We start from the raw sequence: 19,796 nt of genomic DNA on the forward strand, positions 1-19,796 counted from the left end.
GAACGCGCCGTCCAAGCCGTTGGTGAAACCGGCGGTGGTGCAGATCGACATCACGCCGGACAACGCGGTGCTGTGGAACGGTGAGCGTTTGCCGGGCCGGGAGGCGCTGGAGGCGAAGCTGTCGGCGGCGGGGAAGGCGGATCCGCAGCCGGAGCTGCACATCAAGCCGAACAAGGACGCGAGTTACGAGCCGGTGGCGATGGTGCTGGCGGAGTCGCAGCGTCTGGGTCTGACCAAGCTCGGCATCGTGGGGTCGGAACAGTTCGTGCAGTAAGCGGGTCGTATTGATCTGAACGGAAAGGCAGCCATGGGCTGCCTTTCTTTTCGCGATGAACGTTGGGGAATCATGATGATGAAAATGAAAGCGTTGGCGCTGTCCTTGCTGCTGGCAGGCCAAGTCTGGGCGCATGGCGTGTCCGGCATCGATACGGCTAATTTTAATTCCCAGGTGCGGCCGCAGGACGACATCTACCTGGCGGTGAACGGCAAGTGGCTGGATACGCACGAGATTCCGGCCAGCGAGTCCTGGGACGGCGCCTTCAAGGAGCTGCGAGATCTGAGCGATGAGCGCGGCCGAGGCTTGATCGAGACGGCTGCCGCCGCCAAGGATGCGAGCGGCAATGAGCGGAAAATCGGCGCCATGTACGCCAGCTTCATGAATGAGGCCGCGGCGGAGCGGAGGGGCTTGCAGCCCATCGAACCCGATCTGAAAGCCATCACCATGTTGTCCAGCCGCGGGGAGCTGGTCCGTTTGCTGGGAAGCTGGCAGGCGGGCAATGTCAAGCTGCCCATCGGTCTGTACATTGGCATAGACGCGAAGAACGCCACGGCCTATTTGCCGGAACTGTATCAGAGCGGTCTGGCCATGCCGGATCGCGATTATTATCTGGGCAAGGATGCGCGCTTCGCCAAGGCGCGCGACGCCTACGGCGCCTATCTGGTCAAGTTGTTCCGGCAGGCCGGCTACGCTCAGCCGGAAAAGCGGGCGAAGCGCGTGATGGCGCTGGAAACCAAGTTGGCCCAGCTGCAGCGCAGCCGCGTGGAAAATCGCGATCCGCAAAAGACCTACAACAAGATGACGCCGGCGCATTTGGCCAAGCTGGCGCCCAAAGTCGACTGGACTGGCTTCTTCGCCGCCGCAGGCCTGCCCGGTTCGGCCGAGATCAATGTGGCGCAGCCGGATTATGTGGCCGGACTGGCCAAGCTGCTGCAGAAGGAGCCGCTGCTGAACTGGCAGGATTATCTGACCGCGCACACGCTGGACGGCTATGCGCCGTATCTGAACAAGGCGATGGTCGATGCCCGCTTCGACTTCTACGGCAAGGCCTTGTCTGGCGCGAAGGAGCAGCGTCCGCGCTGGAAGCGCGGCGTGCAACTGGTGGAGTCGTCTCTGGGCGAGGCGCTGGGTCAGCAGTATGTGGCCAAATATTTCCCGCCGGAAAACAAGCGCAAAATGCAGGAGCTGGTAAGCAATCTGATGAAGGCCTATGGCCAGAGCATAGATAGTCTGAGCTGGATGGGGCCGGAGACCAAGAAGGCGGCTCAATACAAACTGTCCAAATACATGCTGAAGATAGGCTATCCGGACCATTGGCGCGATTATGCCGGCCTGGAGCCGCAAGTTGACGATTTGGTCGGCAACGTTAAGCGTTCCAATCGCTTCGAATACGAATGGCAGCTGTCCCACCTGGGCAAGCCTGTTGATCGCACGGAATGGGGCATGACGCCGCAGACGGTGAACGCTTATTACAATCCCAGCCAGAATGAAATCGTGTTCCCCGCCGCCATTCTGCAGCCGCCATTCTTCAATATGGCGGCGGACGACGCGGCCAACTACGGCGGCATCGGCTCGGTGATCGGCCATGAAATCAGCCATGGCTTTGATGATCAGGGCAGTCAGTACGATGCGGATGGCAATCTGCGGGACTGGTGGACCAAGGAAGACAAGGCCAGCTTTCATGCGCTGACGAGCCGGCTGGTCGCGCAGTACGCGGCTTATGAGCCGCTGCCAGGCAAGCATATCAACGGCCAGCTGACCTTGGGCGAGAATATCGCCGACAACGCGGGGCTGCAGATCGCCTACAAGGCGTATCAGTTGTCTCTGGATGGCAAGCCGGCGCCAGCGATAGACGGCATGTCCGGCGATCAGCGTTTCTTCTATGGTTTCTCCCAGATCTGGCGCGGCAAGATGCGGGACGAGGAGCTGCTGTCGCGGCTGGTTTCCGATCCGCACTCGCCGGAGGCTTTCCGCGCGATAGGAGCGACTTCCAATAGCGACGCGTTCCAGCATGCTTTTGATGTCAAGCCGGGCGACAAGATGTTCAAGCCGGAAGAGCAGCGCATTCGCATCTGGTAAGCGGTTTGAAGTGAAATGAACGAACCCGCGCGGCTTGCTGCGCGGGTTTTTCATTTGGGATATTTTGGCAATGTTATTGTCGCTTTTAGCTTCAGTGCTTACACTTCGGCTAATGCGTATACCGATATTCCTGATTTTAAGCACGCTAGGTCTGACGGCCTGCGATTGGCGCGATGCGCAGAAAATCGCCCAGTCAGGCGAGGTCAAGCAACTGGCGGCTCTGGGCGAGGCTTTCTTCGGCAAGCGCGCGGACGAAGCGCCGGCGGCGGCGCCGCGCGAGGTCAAGGCCTTGCCGCTGGTGGGCGGCAAGGAGGTGGGGCATCGCGATTTCCCGGCGGCCAAGCGTATCTTGCCCAAACTGTATGCCGGTATGGAGGTGGACTTTTACTGCGGCTGCCGTTACCAGGGCAAGGCTGTGGACTGGGCCTCCTGCGGCTATCAGCCGCGCAAGTCTGAAACGCGAGCCAGCCGCATCGAGTGGGAGCACGTGGTGCCGGCCTGGGCGCTGGGTCATCAGCGGCAGTGCTGGCAGCAGGGCGGCCGCAAGCACTGCGCAAGTACGGATCCCTTGTTCCGGATGGCGGAAGGCGATTTGAACAACTTGGTGCCGGCGGTGGGCGAGGTGAACGGAGACCGGGCGAATTTCTCGTACGGCGCATGGGAGATCCATCCGCGGCCTATCTACGGCCAGTGCCAGTCCATTGTCGATTTCCAGCTGAAGCGCTTCCAGCCGCGCGAGGAGGTGAGAGGCGCCGCGGCGCGAATCACGCTCTATATGCACCAGCGCTATGGCTTGCGCATGAGCCGGCAGGACAAGCAATTGATGTGCGCCTGGGCCAGGCAATACCCGGTCGATGAATGGGAACGCCAGCGCAACAAGCGCGTCATGCAATGGCAGGGCGAGGGCAATTTCCTGGTGTCGCAGCCAGAGGCTTTGGCGCGGGTCTGCGCTTGATGCCTGGTGGCCGTTCCTGGTGAGCCGTGTAGGTTTGCAAGCATGAAAAAACGCCACGGCATGCCGTGGCGTTTTGGCGAACAAGCTTCGGATAAGGCTTAGAACGCTACCTTCAGACCGAAGCCGACGGCTTGCGGGCTGTTGCCGGCGGTCAGGCTGGCTTTGCCATTGCCCAGATTGCTGTCGTAAACCGGGTCGTTCGCGAAGTTGGCGGAGGACTTGGCGTTGTTGGTGATCTTGGTGTAGTAGGCCAACAGCTGAGTGGTTTTGGACAGGTTGTAGGTGCCGCCCAGAATCCACTGCTTAGCCTTGAAGTCATCGCCGTTAACGCCGGCGCCGACGCTCTTCAGCGCGCCCAATTGGCCGTAAGCCAGCTTGACCGAAGCAGCGCCAAAGTCCTGGCCGAGTGCGATCTGCCAGTCGTCCTGCTTCACTTGGCCGCTAACGACTTGGTCGTAGGTGGCCCACTCGTAGTAGCCGCCGATATAGGTGCCAAAGTCAAACTTATAGCTGCCGGCGATGTTGAACATAGTTGTGTTCTTGCCGGACGTGCCATTGGCATCCGGCGGGGTGTTGCCTGCGCCGTTATAGATGGAGTTGGTGTTGGCTTTCACGGCTGTGTCATAGCGACGGTCCCAGCCGGTGCTCAGGTTCAGAGCGCCCCAGTTATAGGCAAGGCCCAGGGAAAGCCGTTTGGCATCGGTTGCGGAATTGTTGTTGTTGTCTTGAAGACGAGCTTCATCCACTCCCCAAGATGCGCCCAGCTGGAAGCCGGACCAATTCGGGGAGTACCAGTGGATGGAGTTGGCCAGGCGGGCTTCGCCGCGGCCGTTGACGGAAGTTTTGCCGAAGTTGTCGGCGGTGGTATTGGTCATCACGTCGATGGCCAAGGCGCTGCTGCCGCTGCCGGACAGAGTCTTGTAGGCGGAGTCGTATTGGCCAACCAGAACCTTACCGAAGTCGGCGTTGTCGATGCCGACGAAGGTGTTGCGGGTGCCCAAGGTGGCGGCGTTGCCCTTGTCGTCAGTGCCGCCTTGCTCGAAGTTGCGCAGGCTGCTTTCCACTTGCCAGATTGCCTTGGTGCCGTTGCCCAGGTCTTCCCAGCCCTTGAAGCCGATGCGGGAGTTGTAATCGGAAACGCGGGTGCGCGAGGTGTAGTCGTTGGCCGAGTTGCCGTTGCCGGTAGCCTTGGCGGATTCAATGCCGGCGCTCAGGAAACCGTAGATGGTGACGTCGGCGTGTGCCGCAACCGGAACGAGGAACAGCGAAGCAACCAAAGCTGCCAGATTCTTCTTTTGCATGATGGAACTCCAAGTCAAGTCTGCGTTTCTAGTGGTGAAGCAGTGAAGTTTCAGTGCCCATCAGTGTGTGCTGGACGCTTTTGCTTCACAACTTGTGTGAGTTTAACCACAGAATATGACAAACTTGTTTCCAAACAAGCAAAAATAGTGGCGGGAATGACACGCCTGTTGCGCTTATGCCAAAAACTTGTTCGGGTAGACTTCGTCAATTAGTGTCCGACAATCGACTACTCGAAGGTCATTGTCTTTGGCGAAGGCCATCAGGAACTGGAAGATTTGCGGGTGGATTTTTTCCAGCTTCTTGTCCACCGCCACGCAGCGCACGCCTTCCAGCAGCATGGGGCGGACGAAGGCATGGTAAGACAGTTTCTGGTTGGTGTCGAAGGAGGCCAGGATGCCGGCCAGCCGTTCCGCCCAGTCGCTGGGGCGGAAGGTGCGGCCCTCGGTGGTGAGGCCCTGGATCACGATTTCGTACGGATTACAGATCATGGCGGTGGAACCAGTATGTTTGCTTTTGGTGTAGCCTGTTTTGTCTAGGCTGCTAAGACGTATTTTTCAGGCAGACGCTATTTGCTAATGCGAATTTTTCGTGATCATACCTGAAAATCATATGCGCTTGAATGGGGGGAGCGAGGCGAGCAGCTTCTTGCCGTAGCTTTGCCGCGTCAATCGGTTATCCAATATGGTCACCCGGCCATAGTCGCGTTCGGTTCTGATCAGGCGGCCTACCGCCTGCACGAGTTTGATGGACGCCTCTGGCACGGTCAGCTCGATGAAAGGGTTGCCGCCGCGTTTTTCAATCCAGCGCGACAGCGTCTTTCCCACCGGGTCGTCCGGCATGGCGAACGGCAGCTTGGCGATGATCACGTGGACGCAGCTCTCGCCGGGCAGGTCCAGCCCTTCCGAGAACGAATCCAGGCCGAAGATCACGCTGGCCTGCTGGTCCTTCAACCGTTGATGGTGGGTGTCCAGCAGCGTCCGCTTGGGGATGTCGCCCTGAATCAGCAGCCTGTCGCGCAGCTCGGCCGGCAGGCCGGCGGCCACTTCCTGCATTTGCTTGCGAGACGAGAACAGCACCAGCGTGCCGACCGGCTCTGTCAGGTCGACCAGCTTGGGCAGCCATTCGATGATCTCGCGGGTGTGGCCGCCCGGGTCTTTGGGGCTGGCCAGCAGCGGCGGCAGGTACAGCTCGCCTTGTTCGTCGAAATTGAACGGCGAATCCAGCGCCAGGCAGTTGACCTTGGGCAGCCACTTCAGGCCGGTTTGCGACAGCAGCAGTTCGAAATCGCCCAGCGAGCGCAAGGTGGCGGAGGTGAGGATGGCGCCGGCGGCGCGGCGCCACAGCGTGGCGGCCAGGCTGGCGGCGGCGCTGACCGGCGAGGCCGAGAACAGATAGTCGCCCTTGCCTTCGGCTCGGCGGGTGATCCACTTGGCGATGGGCGGCGCGTTTTCCGCGGTTTCGGTATCGAACAAATCCCACACCGCCATCAACTGCTCCGCGCGGCCGATCAGGAAGCCCAGCTCGGTGGCGGTCTTGTCGAGGTCGGCGTCGCCGCTCTTGTCCTTGCGCGCCTCGGACAGCGCATTGCCCATGTCGTCCAGCTGTTTGCTCAGCGCGCGGGCGGAAATGGCCATATTGGCGGCGGAGGCCTTCAGCCGCTCCGGCAGCACGCCGTCTTCAATTAGCCAGCTCGGTTCCAGGTTGTCGCTGCTGGCGGCCAGCGCGTCTTCGCTGCCCAGCAGCCATTGCCATTCGGTCAGCGTTTCCACGCAGGCGGCGGCGGAGTCTATCGCATTGCTGGCCAGCTCGGCCTTGCCGGTATGGGCCTCTGCATGGACGACTACGGCGCCCACCTTGTCCAGCCAGCCCAGCGCCTGGCCCAGCGAGTGCTCGGCGGCGAACTGATTGACGGCCTTTTTCGCCAGATGGTGCGCCTCGTCTATGCAGTAAAAGCTTTCCTCGGGCGAGGGCAGGATGATGCCGCCGCCCATGGAAACGTCCGCCAGCATCAAATCATGGTTGGCGACGACCACGTCCACGTTTTCCAGCGTGTCGCGCGCCAGGTAGAACGGGCATTCCACGCGATTCGGGCAGGCGGTTTTCAGGCAGCCGTGGCGGTCATTGGTGACGCGCGCCCACAGGCCGTCTTCCACTATGGTTTCCCAGCTGTCGCGGTCGCCGTTCCATTTGCGCTGGTGGAAGGCGTCCGCCATCGCGCTCAGCGCATCCAGTTCGGCCTGTTCCGGCTTGTGGTCCCACAGCGCCATCATCGGGTCCGGCTGCAACAGGCTCTGTTGCGCGTGTTGGGCGGTGAGGCCGTACAAGCGGTACGGGCACAGGTAGCGGCCGCGGCCCTTGGCCAGCGCGAAGGTCAGCGGCAGGCCGCTGTTTTCCACCACGAAGGGCAGGTCGCGGTTGACCAGCTGTTCCTGCAGCGCCACGGTGGCGCTGGTGACCACCAGTTTTTTGCCGCGCGCGCGCGCCATTACGCCGCCGGCCAGCAAATAGGCCAGGCTCTTGCCGACGCCGGTGGGGCCTTCGATCACGGCGATGCTTTCGCCCTCGCGCTCCGGCCACTCGTCGTCCACCTTCTCCTGGGCGCGGGCGCGGGCGCGGGCGAGGGTGTTGGCGATTTCGGCCAACATGCGCCTTTGCGCGGCGCGCGGGCGGAAGCCCGGCAGGCGGTCGGAAATGGCGCGGTAATGGTCGCGAATGGCGTCTTTTTCGGCATCGGTCAGCATGGCGCGATTGTACCGCATGCGGGCAATGTGCGTCCGCATAATGACGGCGGCGGCAGGTTGCGGATAGGATAGGGCTAATAAAAAAACGCGCATGGCCGGACAGACCCCGAACCCAAAACAATATGCGCCGCATACACAATCAGGAGAAACCATCATGAAACCCGTTAGCCGCGTACTCGTGGTCAGCGATGATGTGACTTGGCAAGCCGAGGTCATGGCCGGGCTGGGGGCCGCCGCCGTGCGGCTGGAGAATCCGTTTGGCCTGACCTTCGTCGCCGCCAATACCACGGCGGAGACCATGGAGTTGCTTGCCCGCGACGGCGAACTGCAGGTGGTGCTGGTTGACCGCCAACTGAAGGGGACCGCCAACGGCGAAGCCGCGGCTCAGTTGGCCAACCGCATCAGCGATTTCCGCCCGGAGATTTCGCTCTACGTTTTCCTGCAGAACGACGACGAACGCGCCCTGGTGGAGGAGCTGGCCAGCCATGCCGTGGACGGCTATTTCTACCGCGACGAGGCTGATTTCAACGGCTGGTTCCGCATTCTCGCGGCCGAGCTGGCGGAAAAGTCCGCCACGCCGTTCTACGACAAGCTCAAGCAATACGTGCGCATGGCCAAGGACTCCTGGCACACGCCGGGCCACTCCGGCGGCGATTCGCTGAAGGGCAGCCCCTGGGTGGGCGATTTCCACGATTTCGTCGGCGAACATCTGCTGCGGGCGGACTTGTCGGTATCGGTGCCCATGCTGGATTCGCTGTTGCATCCGACCGGCGTCATCGCCGAGGCGCAAATGCTGGCGGCCAAGGCCTTCGGCGCGCGCAAGACCTACTTCGCCACCAATGGCACGTCCACCTCCAACAAGGTGATCTTCCAGACCCTGCTGGCGCCGGGCGACAAGCTGCTGCTGGACCGCAACTGCCACAAATCCGTGCATCACGGCGTGATCCTGTCCGGCGCGCGGCCGGTGTATCTGGATTCGTCCATCAACCGCCAGTACGGCATCTTCGGTCCGGTGCCCAAGGCCACCATTTTCCAGGCGATAGACGAAAATCCGGACGCGCGCGTGTTGATCCTGACCTCTTGCACCTACGATGGTCTGCGCTATGACCTGAAGCCCATCATCGAGGCCGCGCACGAGAAGGGCATCAAGGTGATCGTGGACGAGGCCTGGTACGGCTTCGCGCGCTTCCATCCGGCCTTCCGCCCCACGGCGCTGGAGTCCGGCGCCGACTACGTCACGCAGAGCACGCACAAAGTGCTGTCGGCGTTCTCGCAGGCCAGCATGATTCATGTCAACGATCCGCGCTTCGACGAGCATCTGTTCCGCGAAAACTTCAATATGCACGCGTCCACCAGCCCGCAATACAACCTGATCGCCAGCCTGGACGTGGCGCGCAAGCAGGCGGTGATGGAGGGCTACCGGCTGCTGGACCGCACGCTGAAGCTGGCGCAGGAGTTGCGCGAAAAAATCAACTCCACCGGCGCTTTCCGGGTGCTGGAACTGGAAGACCTGCTGCCGGAAGAGGTGAGGGAAGACGGCATCCGGCTGGACCCGACCAAGCTGACCGTGGACTTCAGCCGTTCCGGCTTCACCGCGGACGAGCTGCAGCAGGCGCTGTTCGAGCGCTACAACATCCAGGTGGAGAAGTCCACGTTCAGCACCATCACGCTGTTGCTGACCTTGGGCACCACGCGCAGCAAGCTGTCCCGGCTGTACGACGCCATGCTGCGGCTGGCCAAGGAAAACCGCCCGCCGCGCGCGCTGGGGCGCATGCCGGAAATCCCGCGCTTCACGCGGCTGGCCTGTCTGCCGCGCGACGCCTTCTACGAGGCCGGCGAGCGGCTGCCGCTGCTGGATGACGACGGACGGCCGAATCCGGCGCTGTGCGGCCGGGTATGCTGCGACCAGATCGTGCCGTATCCGCCGGGCATTCCGGTGCTGGTGCCGGGGCAGGTGATAGACGACACCATTCTGGCCTATCTGGCGCGGCTGCAAAAAACGCAGAAAACCATAGAAATGCATGGTTTGGCCGAGGATGGCGGCGAATTCTACCTGCGCGTGCTGCGTCCGGACGAGTGGGCGGAGCTGCCTGGACGCAGCCTATTCAACTGAGTGCTTGTCAGACAGTGCGATTTCCGATAAATATAAGAAATGTCGCATTTCTATAAAACATGCCCGTGTTCTCATGGAGGTGCGGCATTTGTAAAGTGACTTGAGACTAGCGTGTAGAAATGTGCCGTTGCGCATGAAACCACCTCTCGGTGTTGCACGCGCAGCGGCCTCTTTTTTTGATTGGAGCATCATGACGTCCCCTAGGCATTACCTGCAATTCAGCGACTTCACTGCCGACGAATACCATCAGCTGTTCGAGCGAAGCAGAGTCCTGAAGCGACGACAAAGCGCCGGCGAGCTGTACCGGCCGCTGGTCGGCAAGGTGATGTCCATGGTGTTCGAAAAGAATTCCACGCGCACCCGCGTTTCGTTCGAGGCCGGCATGGCGCAGCTGGGCGGCCACGCGATGTTCCTGGATGCCAAGAGCTCGCAGATCGGCCGCGGCGAACCCATAGAGGACACCGCGCGCGTGCTGTCCCGCATGAGCGACATCATCATGATCCGGACTTTCGAGCAGCCGCTGGTGGAGCGTTTGGCCGCGCATTCGCGGGTGCCGGTGATCAATGGCCTGACCAACGAATACCATCCGTGCCAGATTCTGGCCGACATCTTCACCTATGTGGAGCGGCACGGTTCGATCAAGGGCAAGACCGTAGCCTGGATAGGCGACGGCAACAATGTCTGCCGCACCTGGCTGCAGGCGGCGTCCGTGCTGGGCTTCAAGCTGAAGGTGGCGTCGCCGCTGGGCTACGAGCTGCAGCCGCTGGATGGCCGCCATTATGGTTCCGACGTGCTGGAGTTGACGCAGGATCCGGCGCGCGCGGTTCACGGCGCGGACATCGTCACCACCGACGTGTTCACCAGCATGGGTTACGAGGCGGAACAGGCGGCGCGGCGGGAGGCCTTCGCCGGCTACCAGGTGACGCCTGAGCTGATGAAGCACGCCAAGCCTGACGCGCTGTTCATGCACTGCCTGCCCGCCCACCGCGGCGAAGAAGTGGCGGCAGAGGTGATAGACGGCCCGCAAAGCGTGGTGTGGGACGAGGCGGAAAACCGCATGCACGTCCAGAAAGCCCTGATCGAATTTCTGTTGCTGGGACATCGCGAGGACTGAGTCCCGCCCGGCAGCCGATAAACAAACAATGTGTGGAAAGAGAAGCAATGTCTGACATCAAAAAAGTGGTTTTGGCGTACTCCGGCGGTCTGGATACCTCGGTCATCCTGAAGTGGCTGCAGGACGAGTACAAGTGCGAAGTGGTGACCTTCACCGCCGACATCGGCCAGGGCGAGGAAGTGGAGCCGGCCCGTCAGAAGGCGGTGTCGCTCGGCATCCAGCCGGACAACATCTTCATCGAAGATCTGCGTGAAGAGTTTGTGCGCGACTTCGTCTTCCCGATGTTCCGCGCCAACACCATTTATGAAGGCGAATACCTGCTGGGCACCTCCATCGCCCGGCCGCTGATTGCCAAGCGCCAGATCGAAATCGCCAACCAGGTGGGCGCTGACGCGGTGTCGCACGGCGCCACCGGCAAGGGCAACGACCAGGTGCGTTTCGAGCTGGGCTATTACGCGCTGAAGCCGGATGTGAAGGTGATCGCGCCGTGGCGCGAGTGGGATCTGCTGTCGCGCGAGAAGCTGCTCGCTTACGCTGAGGCCCACGGCATCGACATCAGCAAGAAGAAGAACGGCGGCAGCCCGTACTCGATGGATGCCAATCTGCTGCACATCTCCTATGAGGGCACTTCGCTGGAAGATCCGGCGCGCGAGCCGGACGAAGATATGTGGTTGTGGAGCGTCAGTCCGGAAAACGCGCCGGATCAGGCCGAATACGTGGAGCTGGAGTACAAGAACGGCGACATCGTCGCCGTCAACGGCGCGCTGCTGAGCCCGGCTGCGGTGTTGACCGAACTGAACCGCCTGGGCAACAAGCACGGCATCGGCCGGCTGGACATCGTCGAGAACCGCTACGTGGGCATGAAGTCTCGCGGCTGCTATGAAACGCCGGGCGGCACCATCATGCTGAAGGCGCACCGCGCCATCGAATCCATCACGCTGGATCGCGAAGTGGCCCACTTGAAGGATGAGCTGATGCCAAAGTACGCGCAGCTGATCTACACCGGCTACTGGTGGAGCCCGGAGCGCGTCATGCTGCAGCAAATGATAGACGCGTCCCAGGCTACGGTGAACGGTTGGGTGCGGCTGAAGCTGTACAAGGGCAATGTGATCGTCGTCGGCCGCGAATCCAAGACCGATTCGTTGTTCGATCCGACCATCGCGACCTTCGATGAAGACGGCGGCGCCTACAACCACGCCGATGCGGCTGGCTTCATCCGCCTGAACGCGCTGCGGATGCGCATCGCCGCCAATGCGCGGAACAAGCGCGGCTGAGGCGGGGAGTTTGATCTGAACATGGCGGCCGTCGGCCGCCATTTTTCGTTCTTTAAAGGATTGAGGGGGCACATGCGGGCAAATGCATGGATTCCGTGGGTTTTCGTCGCTTTATGGAGCACGGGCTTTACCGGGGCCAAGCTGGGCTTGCCGTATTGCGGGCCGTTCACCTTCCTGGCCATGCGCATGGGGCTGGCTTTGCTGTGTTTCGCCATTCTGGCTGCCGTTCTGCGTCCGGCTTGGCCTGAGCAGGCGCAGGCCCGGCGGCAGTGGATCAGCGGCGGCATGCTGCATGGCGGCTATTTGGGCTGTTTGTTCGCCGCGATCAAGCTGGGCGTGCCGGCCGGGCTGGCGGCCTTGATCATGGGCATGCAGCCCTTGTTGACCGCGCTTTTGTCCTGGCGTTTTGGCGGACAGCGCTTTCGCGCCGCGCAATGGCTGGGCCTGGGGCTGGGTTTGGCCGGCACGGCGCTCGTGATAGCCGGCAGCAAGGGCATCGCATTGGCAGGCGGCGCCGGAGCGGCTTTCGCTGCGGCCGGCTTGCTGCTGATCACCGGCGGCACCTTGTACCAGAAATATCGGGGCGGCGGCGCGCATCCGCTGACGGGCGCCTTTCACCAATATCTGGCGGCTTTCGCGGTGACGGGCGCGCTGGCGCTGTCGTTCGAGCGCGGCCAGGCGGTGGCCTGGAACGGGACCTTTATTTTCGCGCTGGGCTGGAGCGTGCTGATGTTGTCGGTGCTGGCGGTGCTGTTATTGATGCGCATGCTGCGCGACGGCGATGTCGGCCGGGTGGCGGCCTATCTCTACCTGGTGCCGGGCCTGACGGTGGTCCAGGCCTGGTGGCTGTTCGACGAGCGCTTGAGCGCGGCTGCGCTGGGGGGTATCGTTACGGCTGCGGCGGGCGTGGCGCTGGTGTTGCGCGGCGGCCGCGCGCCTTTATCGAGCAAGCCTGGCCGACAGAACCGGGCGCACAAGGAATGACAAGGTGTCCGAAGAGCAATTCACCAATATTTCGATGGCGGTCTGCCTGACCGGCCTTATCCTGTTCATGGGCTTCATCATCTGGGACCTGGGCAAACAATCCAAAGCGGGCAAGCTTGGCATGTTCGTCCTGTTCCTGGCGTTGGGATTCGGCGTGACCGGCTTCTTGTTCAAGAGTGTGCTGGTGGAGTATTTGCTGAGTAAATAGCCGCGAGCGGCGGCTGCCCGCGCCGGAGCAGGGGGCCGCCGCGCAGGGTCAGCTCAAGGGCAGTTCGCCGAGATAATCCGCCTTGCCCAGCGGCACGCCGTTGTGGCGCAGAATGGCGTACGCGGCCGCAAGGTGGAAATAGAAGTTGGGCAGGGCGAAGGCGCATAGATAGTCCTGGCCGCGGAAGCGGACCTCGTTGCCGCGCAGCTTCAGCGTGATCTCCCGCTCCTCGCCGTTTTCCATCTGTTCGGGGCGCAGGCTCAGGATGAAGGCCGAAGTCTTGGCCAGCCGTTGCCGCAATTCATCGAATCCCTGTTCGTCATCCGCATAGCTGGGCACTTCCGCGCCGGCCAGCCTGGCCGCGCAACCCTTGGCGGTATCGCTGACGATCTGGACTTGGCGTTGCAGCGGGAACATGTCCGGCGCCAGCCTGGCCTGCAGAAACGTTTCCGGCGCGATGCCGCGCGCGACGGCGTCTTCTTCTGCCTTGCGCAGGATGGCGGACAAGTTGTCCAGGCCGCGCAGCAGGACGGGGACGGAAGCGTGATATACATCGAACGGCATGTCTTGCTCCTTTTTGCGAGCCGGCATCCTGCCGGCAGGATTCAGCGCGCCAGAATCAGGCGCAGCCCCAAAGCGATGAAAATGGAACCGGCGACGCGGTCCAGCCATTGGCTGGCCTTGCGGCTCTTGGCCAGCCAATGGCCGACATGGCCGGAGAAATAGCCCAGCGCGCCGAAGATCAGTGCGCCCTGCAGCGTGAATAGCGTGCCCAGAATGGCGGTTTGCAGGCCGACCGGGCCTTGCGCCGGATTGACGAACTGGGGCAGGAAAGCCAGGAAGAACAGCACCACCTTGGGGTTGATGGCATTGGCGATCAGGCCGCGGCGGAAGGTGGCGGCCAGCGAGGCTTGCGGGCCGGCGGCTTGGCCGTCGGCGCGGAAGCTGGCGCCGGGGCTGCGGATGGCGCCCCAGCCTAGGTAAACCAGATAAGCCCCGCCGGCGATTTTCAGCGCGGTGAAAGCCAGCGGCGAAGCGGCGATCAGCGCGCTGACGCCCAGCGCCGCCAGCAGGGTGTGATTGAGGCAGCCCATCGCGCAGCCCAAGCCGAAGGCCATGCCCTGGCGGCGGCCGCGCGCGATGCCCTGGCTCAGCACCATCAGATTGTCCGGGCCGGGAGAGAGCGTGATCAGCATTGCGGCGGCCAGAAAGGCGGCCAATTGCGGCAGGGTGACGAGCATGGCGAATACCGGTATGAATGGCGAATATCGTCGATCACATCATGTTATGCCGGCTTTGGCAATGCCCGCGGCGAGTGACAAGCGAGCGGGGCGCTACTAGAATTCGGCAGGTTCAATATGAGGATTGTTTTATGCCGTCTTTTGATGTCGTTTCCGAAGTAAACAAGGTGGAAGTGCGCAATGCGCTGGACCAGGCCAACAAGGAAGTCTCCACCCGCTACGATTTCAAGGGCAGCGACGCCCGCATCGAATTCAACGACAAGGAAGTGACGCTGCACGCGGACACCGAATTCCAGCTGGACCAGGTCAACGACATCCTGGTGAGCAAGCTGTCCAAGCGCGCGGTGGATGTGCGCAGCCTGGATTACGGCAAACTGGAAAAAGTGTCCGGCAACAAGGTTAAGAAAGTGTTGAAGATCAAGGAAGGCCTGGACAGCGATTTGGCGAAGAAGATCGTCAAGCTGTTGAAAGACTCCAAGATGAAGGTGCAGGCCAGCATTCAGGGCGAGGCGGTGCGCGTGTCCGGCGCCAAGCGCGACGTGTTGCAGGAGGCCATCGCGCTGTTGAAGACGGATATCGCCAATGATTTGGAAAACGGCGCGCCGCTGCAGTTCAACAACTTCCGCGATTGACGCCGGCGTTTAGCCGCATGACGCAAAAGGAGACCGCTGGCGGTCTCCTTTTTTATTGATGGGTCTGATCGGCTGGGCGCGTTTCAGCGCTGGCGCGCGCGCCAGGCCTGCAGGTCTTGCCAGACCTGCGCGGCACGCTGTTCCACGCCTGCCGGCGCGGGCGGCAGCGGCAGCCGGCATTCGCCCACCGCCAGCCCCTGGCTGCGCAGCATGGCCTTGACCGACATCGAGAACACCGAGTCATCCGTGTTGGAAAAGGCGAACGAGGGCTGCAGCGCGGCATTGACGGCGCGGGCGCGGGTCACATCGCCTTGTTCGAAGGCGGCTATCATCTCGGCGAACTCCAGGCCGGTCCAGTGGGTGGAGGTGCCCACCACGCCTACGGCGCCGACGGCCAGCAGCGGCAGGGTCAGCGCGTCGTCGCCGGAATACAGTTCGAAATGGTCGCCGGCCTCAGCCACCAGCCGCGCCGCGGCGGCCGGGTCGCCGGTGGCGTCCTTGAAGGCGACGATATTGTCAATTTCGCGGAACAGGCGCAGCAGCACCTCATGAGCGATGCGGCGGCCGGTGCGGCCGGGCACGTCGTATAGCATGACCGGCAGTTGGGTGGCTGCGGCCAAGGCGCGGAAATGCGCCTCAATGCCGGCTTGGGGCGGCCGGTTGTAGTAGGGGGCGACCAGGAACACGCCGGCCGCGCCGGCCGCTTCCGCCCGGGCGGTCAGCGCCAGCGCGTGGCGAGTGTCGTTGCTGCCGGTGCCGGCAAGCACGGGTATGGTCACGGCTTCGCTGACGGCGCGGATCAGCTCGAAGCGCTCGTCATCGCTCAGCGTCGGCGCTTCCCCGGTAGTGGCGGCCAGCACCAGCGCGTCGCTGCCCGTATCGGCCAGGCGGCGCGCCAGCCGGCACGCCATATCCAGATTCACGCGCGCGTCCACGTCGAAGGGCGTGACCATCGCGGTCAGCACCTTGCCCCAGTATCTTGCCATGTCGGCCCCTTTTTGTTTTTGGCTGAAGATAGTCCGAAATGATACGCCGCATGGCCGCGGGCGGAAACCCGCGGCTTACCAGAGTGCGGGGTCCAGCTCCTTGATGCGCTGTTCGGTGCGCTCTATCTTGCAGCCGAGATAGACGGCGTTGCGTATGGTGCCGCCGATATAGATCTGGTATTTGGCGTCGCAGTCAGCGTCGCGGAAGGCTATCCATTTACGCTGCGCTTGCATCAGCATCCGCGAGGGTTTGTCCTTGTCGGCAGTCTCCGCATCGTCCTGACGCAGTTTTTGCAGCAAATCCTGATAGCGCTGGTTTAGCAGCTTGTCTTTGCCTTCGAACTGCTTTTGCATGCAGTCGTTGATCTCGAGCGTGGTTTTGGCGTCCCGGCAGGGATCATCTTCCGCGAACGCGGCATGGCTGGCGGCGAGCAACGCCAGCGGCAGGAAATAGGCGGGCTTCATCCAGGCTCTCCAATCAAGGGGGAGCGGCGATTATAGCCCGCCGGACGCGCGGAGCGGCGCTCAGGCGCGGCGCGGTTGCGTCCACGGCAGGCGCAGCTTGTCGATTGGCAGCGTGCCCAGCGCGGCGCCGCCTACGATCATGGCGATGGCGATGGCGGCGCTGCCGTTCAACGCGGCCTGGCCGGAGGCCACCAGCAGCAGCGTGGACAGCAGCGGCGTGGTGTTGCCCAGCGCGCCGGTCTGGCGCGGGTCGCCTAGTTGCATGGCGCGGTTCCAGCACAAGAAGGCGGCGCCCATGGGCAGCAGGCCCAGCACCACGATGATCAGCCATTGCATGGCGGTGGGGTGGGCGGCCGGCTCGGTGGCGGCATGCAGGGCCAGCGACAGCAGGCCGGCGGCGAGGCAAAAGCCGCCTACGGCGTTGTCGGAGCTGGCGGGGAGGCGGCGGGTAAACAGGCTGTAGGTGGCCCAGACGACAGCGGCGCCTATGGCCATCAGATAGCCGGGCATCGCGTCCATGGACAGCGAGAGCTTGCCGCCGGTGACGATTAGCGCCGCGCCGGCGAAGCCGATCAGGCTGCCCAGGATGTGATTGGCGCCGAGGCGGGTGCCCGGCAGCAGCAACGGCGACAACAGCACCATCAGCAGCGGCCAGACATAGCTGAGCACGGTGGCTTCCATCACCGGCGCCAGGCGATAGGCGTTGAACAGGAAGAAATAGAAGCCGAAGATGCCGTATACGCCGTTGGCGAAGACCTTGAGCGGCACTTTCCATTCGCTGATCCGGCGAATAGTCAGCAGGCTGCCCAGCATCAGGCCTATGCCAGCGACGAAGAATGGCGGCAGGGTATGGGTGAGGGCGCTGAGCGTGGCGACGGAGGCCCACATGGCGATGGCGGCAAAGGCGTAGAGCATCGGCTTGTTCATGATGTCATCCAGCAGTATTAATTTTATATGGAGATATTTTACTCGGAACTATCTCATGTAAACCAGCTGTTACATCAAATGCGGAGGGGGGATGTGGCCGGAATGGGACAAAGCGCCGCCTGCCAGGTGGATGGATCCGTGGCGGTGAGTGGGGCGATGCTGCGACTGGGCAGGACACGCGTCCCGATGGAGGAGATGCGCGGCCGCGCAAGAAGCGGCCGCCATGGCGCTTAAGCGCGCGCGTCGGATTCCAGCAGCTCCACGCCGTCGGTTTCGGATACGGTCAGGTAGACGCTGGCCTGCAGCGCCTCCACCGCGTGCGGGACATTCGCGTCTATGAACAGATGGTCTCCCTTGCTCAGCACATGCTCGCCCACTTTCAGCTTGCCGGCGGTGACGAATACCTGTTCCGCGCCGGGATGCTGGTGCAGCGGCAGGCGCGCGCCCTTAGCCAGCTTCAGCAGCGCCGAGCCTCCGCCGCCCTGGTTTCTTCGCAGCCAGACGAAGTCCGCGCCGGGGAAGGGCGTGGGGCTCCAGTGCCAGTCGGAGGAGGAGGTCAGGATGGGGGCGGTATTGTCCATGAGATGCGCTTTCAAGATGATGGCGGGGCAGGCATGACGCGGCGGCGGGCCGGATGATGTCGGGATGCGCGAGTCTCGCGTGAATGCCTGCTGGCATTATCGCATGCGCAGGGCCGGAAACGCTCGGCGGCGGGCCGACTGGACAGTGGAAAGCCTTAAGGGGCGCGTCTGCGCCCCTTGACCAAACGCTTGCCGGTGTTTACAGCGCGTCGGCCGGCACTCTCACCCAGCCTTCCATCAGCACGCGCGCGCTGCGGCTCATGATGGCCTTGGTGACGGTCCAGGCGCCATGGATCTGCTTGGCCTCCGCGCCCACGCGCAAGGTGCCGGACGGGTGGCCGAAGCGCACGGCCTGTCGCTTGACGCCGCCCGCCGCCAGGTTGACCAGGGTGCCGGGAACCGCCGCCGCCGTGCCTATGGCCACAGCCGCTGTGCCCATCATCGCGTGGTGCAGCTTGCCCATGGACATGGCGCGCGCCAGCACGTCGATGTCCGCAGCCTTGACTGGCTTGCCGCTGGAGGCGGCGTAGTCGGCCGGCGGCGCGACGAAGGCTATTTTGGGCGTGTGCTGGCGGCTGGCGATTTCGTCCAGATTCTGAATCAGGCCCATTTTCAGCGCGCCGTAAGCGCGTATGCTTTCAAAGCGCGCCAGCGCGGCCGGGTCGGCATTGATCGCGTCCTGCAATTCCGTGCCGGTGTAGCCGATGTCGGCGGCGTTGACGAAGATGGTGGGGATGCCGGCATTGATCAGCGTGGCCGGGAAAGCGCCGACGCCGGGCACTTCCAGTGTGTCCACCAGATTGCCGGTGGGGAACATCGCGCCGCCGTCTCCATCCCCCTCATCCGCCGGGTCCAGGAATTCCAGCTGTACTTCGGCGGCGGGGAAGGTGACGCCGTCCAGCTCGAAATCGCCGGTTTCCTGTACCTGGCCGTTGGTAATTGGAACATGCGCGATGATGGTCTTGGCTATATTGGCTTGCCAGATGCGCACAGTGCAGATGCCGTTGCCCGGCATGCGCGCGGGGTCGATCAGGCCATTGGCGATGGCGAAGGGACCGACCGCGGCGGATAAATTGCCGCAGTTGCCGGTCCAGTCGACGAAGGCCTTGTCGATGCTGACTTGGCCGAACAGATAGTCCACGTCATGGCCTGGGCGCGCGGATTTGGACACGATGACGGTTTTGCTGGTGCTGGAGGTCGCGCCGCCCATGCCGTCTATCTGCTTGCCGTAAGGATCTGGGCTGCCGATCACGCGCAGCAGCAGCTTGTCTCGGGCCTCGCCGGGCTGGCGGGCGGCTTCCGGCAAGTCCTGCAACCGGAAAAAAACGCCCTTGCTGGTGCCGCCGCGCATATAGGTGGCCGGGATCTTGATTTGTGCCGCGTGAGTCATGTGCTTGTTTTCCTATTATGTCGTCGGTTGGCATCGGGCTGCCGCGAGGTTTATTCTGCCTGCGCGTTGAGCGTCCGCCATATCGTTTCAAAGACAGCGTCCTGGTTTTGCAGAATGTCATGGTTCCAGAAGCGCATGATGGTGAAGCCTTGTTTTTGCAGCCAGGCCTCGCGCAACGCGTCTCCGGGACTTTCGTTATGTTGGCCGCCGTCGGCCTCTATGATCAGCCGCGCGCCGAAGTGGACGAAATCGACGATGTAGGGGACGATGGGTTGTTGGCGGCGGAATTTCTCGCCGTTCAACCGGTGAGCGCGCAGATATTTCCATAGCAACCGTTCCGCATCGGTCATGTTTTGGCGCAGTGTCTTGGCGAAGTCGAGCTGGCGAACCCCTCTCCCCAACCCCTCTCCCGCAAGGGGAGAGGGACTATCAAATTGCTGATGTTGTCGTTGGCGACTACCGTGATAGGCAGTAGATGCCGATATTCTCAGTAATGAGGTTGGGAGTGGGCTTGTGCCTGTTCTTAA

The 19,796-nt window shown here is 62.6% G+C and carries 19 protein-coding genes and 1 pseudogene; 9 read left to right on the plus strand and 11 right to left on the minus strand.

What is annotated here, in order from left to right; all coding sequences use genetic code 11:
• The 3 genes from C2I19_RS11315 to C2I19_RS11325 all read left to right on the plus strand — a co-directional run.
• On the plus strand, positions 1 to 274 hold a 274-nt coding region (locus tag C2I19_RS11315), incomplete at its 5' end, for an ExbD/TolR family protein (RefSeq protein WP_146056794.1).
• Between the two features lie 75 nt (positions 275 to 349).
• Positions 350 to 2,356 carry a M13 family metallopeptidase gene (locus tag C2I19_RS11320; RefSeq protein WP_233201168.1) on the plus strand — a complete coding sequence of 669 codons (2,007 nt, stop codon included), beginning with the start codon at positions 350 to 352 and terminating at the stop codon, positions 2,354 to 2,356.
• A gap of 112 nt (positions 2,357 to 2,468) precedes the next feature.
• Positions 2,469 to 3,311 carry an endonuclease gene (locus tag C2I19_RS11325; RefSeq protein ID WP_199181152.1) on the plus strand — a complete coding sequence of 281 codons (843 nt, stop codon included), beginning with the start codon at positions 2,469 to 2,471 and terminating at the stop codon, positions 3,309 to 3,311.
• 98 nt (positions 3,312 to 3,409) lie between these two features.
• On the opposite strand, the gene C2I19_RS11330 is transcribed toward C2I19_RS11325, so the two are convergent.
• The 3 genes and pseudogenes from C2I19_RS11330 to dinG all read right to left on the minus strand — a co-directional run bounded on the left by C2I19_RS11330 (position 3,410) and on the right by dinG (position 7,354).
• Positions 3,410 to 4,612, minus strand: a complete 1,203-nt coding sequence (locus C2I19_RS11330) for a porin (protein ID WP_103902804.1) — start codon at positions 4,610 to 4,612, stop codon at positions 3,410 to 3,412.
• Between the two features lie 201 nt (positions 4,613 to 4,813).
• Positions 4,814 to 5,101, minus strand: a pseudogene (locus tag C2I19_RS11335) (DUF3579 domain-containing protein); the annotation flags it as partial.
• A 117-nt stretch (positions 5,102 to 5,218) separates the two neighbouring features.
• Entirely contained in the window at positions 5,219 to 7,354 is a 2,136-nt protein-coding gene (gene dinG, locus C2I19_RS11340) for an ATP-dependent DNA helicase DinG (RefSeq protein ID WP_103902821.1), read from the minus strand.
• A 154-nt stretch (positions 7,355 to 7,508) separates the two neighbouring features.
• Between dinG and C2I19_RS11345 the strand changes: the two genes are divergently transcribed.
• The 5 genes from C2I19_RS11345 to C2I19_RS11365 all read left to right on the plus strand — a co-directional run bounded on the left by C2I19_RS11345 (position 7,509) and on the right by C2I19_RS11365 (position 13,047).
• The gene (locus C2I19_RS11345; protein ID WP_103902806.1) at positions 7,509 to 9,467 is read left to right on the plus strand and encodes an aminotransferase class I/II-fold pyridoxal phosphate-dependent enzyme; all 1,959 of its coding nucleotides are present in this window, start codon (positions 7,509 to 7,511) and stop codon (positions 9,465 to 9,467) included.
• Positions 9,468 to 9,657: 190 nt separating this feature from the next.
• Positions 9,658 to 10,581 (plus strand): ornithine carbamoyltransferase, encoded by a 924-nt coding sequence (gene argF / locus C2I19_RS11350; protein WP_103902807.1) that lies wholly within the window; start codon positions 9,658 to 9,660, stop codon positions 10,579 to 10,581.
• Between the two features lie 47 nt (positions 10,582 to 10,628).
• Positions 10,629 to 11,855, plus strand: a complete 1,227-nt coding sequence (locus C2I19_RS11355) for an argininosuccinate synthase (RefSeq protein ID WP_103902808.1) — start codon at positions 10,629 to 10,631, stop codon at positions 11,853 to 11,855.
• Between the two features lie 72 nt (positions 11,856 to 11,927).
• A complete protein-coding gene (locus C2I19_RS11360; RefSeq protein ID WP_103902809.1) occupies positions 11,928 to 12,839 on the plus strand; it encodes a DMT family transporter in 912 nt (303 codons plus the stop codon).
• A gap of 4 nt (positions 12,840 to 12,843) precedes the next feature.
• Complete coding sequence (locus C2I19_RS11365; protein WP_103902810.1) at positions 12,844 to 13,047, plus strand: DUF2788 domain-containing protein; 204 nt, start codon at positions 12,844 to 12,846, stop codon at positions 13,045 to 13,047.
• A 48-nt stretch (positions 13,048 to 13,095) separates the two neighbouring features.
• On the opposite strand, the gene C2I19_RS11370 is transcribed toward C2I19_RS11365, so the two are convergent.
• Together C2I19_RS11370 and C2I19_RS11375 are read right to left on the minus strand one after the other, a co-directional pair.
• Positions 13,096 to 13,611 carry a DUF1993 domain-containing protein gene (locus C2I19_RS11370; protein WP_103902822.1) on the minus strand — a complete coding sequence of 172 codons (516 nt, stop codon included), beginning with the start codon at positions 13,609 to 13,611 and terminating at the stop codon, positions 13,096 to 13,098.
• A 41-nt stretch (positions 13,612 to 13,652) separates the two neighbouring features.
• Positions 13,653 to 14,288, minus strand: a complete 636-nt coding sequence (locus C2I19_RS11375) for a LysE family translocator (protein WP_103902811.1) — start codon at positions 14,286 to 14,288, stop codon at positions 13,653 to 13,655.
• A gap of 131 nt (positions 14,289 to 14,419) precedes the next feature.
• Here C2I19_RS11375 and C2I19_RS11380 point away from each other — a divergent pair, with 131 nt between their 5' ends.
• Complete coding sequence (locus C2I19_RS11380) at positions 14,420 to 14,920, plus strand: YajQ family cyclic di-GMP-binding protein (RefSeq protein ID WP_103902812.1); 501 nt, start codon at positions 14,420 to 14,422, stop codon at positions 14,918 to 14,920.
• A gap of 83 nt (positions 14,921 to 15,003) precedes the next feature.
• On the opposite strand, the gene dapA is transcribed toward C2I19_RS11380, so the two are convergent.
• The 6 genes from dapA to C2I19_RS11410 form a co-directional block, all read right to left on the minus strand.
• Entirely contained in the window at positions 15,004 to 15,906 is a 903-nt protein-coding gene (gene dapA / locus C2I19_RS11385; protein ID WP_103902813.1) for a 4-hydroxy-tetrahydrodipicolinate synthase, read from the minus strand.
• 75 nt (positions 15,907 to 15,981) lie between these two features.
• Positions 15,982 to 16,371 carry a lysozyme inhibitor LprI family protein gene (locus C2I19_RS11390; protein WP_103902814.1) on the minus strand — a complete coding sequence of 130 codons (390 nt, stop codon included), beginning with the start codon at positions 16,369 to 16,371 and terminating at the stop codon, positions 15,982 to 15,984.
• Between the two features lie 60 nt (positions 16,372 to 16,431).
• Positions 16,432 to 17,298 (minus strand): DMT family transporter, encoded by an 867-nt coding sequence (locus tag C2I19_RS11395; protein ID WP_103902815.1) that lies wholly within the window; start codon positions 17,296 to 17,298, stop codon positions 16,432 to 16,434.
• A gap of 230 nt (positions 17,299 to 17,528) precedes the next feature.
• The gene (locus C2I19_RS11400; RefSeq protein ID WP_103902816.1) at positions 17,529 to 17,879 is read right to left on the minus strand and encodes a cupin domain-containing protein; all 351 of its coding nucleotides are present in this window, start codon (positions 17,877 to 17,879) and stop codon (positions 17,529 to 17,531) included.
• Between the two features lie 199 nt (positions 17,880 to 18,078).
• On the minus strand, positions 18,079 to 19,269 hold the full coding sequence (prpF, locus tag C2I19_RS11405) for a 2-methylaconitate cis-trans isomerase PrpF (RefSeq protein ID WP_103902817.1): 1,191 nt from the start codon (positions 19,267 to 19,269) through the stop codon (positions 18,079 to 18,081).
• Between the two features lie 50 nt (positions 19,270 to 19,319).
• Positions 19,320 to 19,670, minus strand: a complete 351-nt coding sequence (locus C2I19_RS11410; protein ID WP_233201169.1) for an endonuclease domain-containing protein — start codon at positions 19,668 to 19,670, stop codon at positions 19,320 to 19,322.
• Between the last annotated feature and the right edge of the window lie 126 nt (positions 19,671 to 19,796).

The organism is Chromobacterium alticapitis (assembly GCF_002924365.1).
Classification (GTDB): domain Bacteria; phylum Pseudomonadota; class Gammaproteobacteria; order Burkholderiales; family Chromobacteriaceae; genus Chromobacterium; species Chromobacterium alticapitis.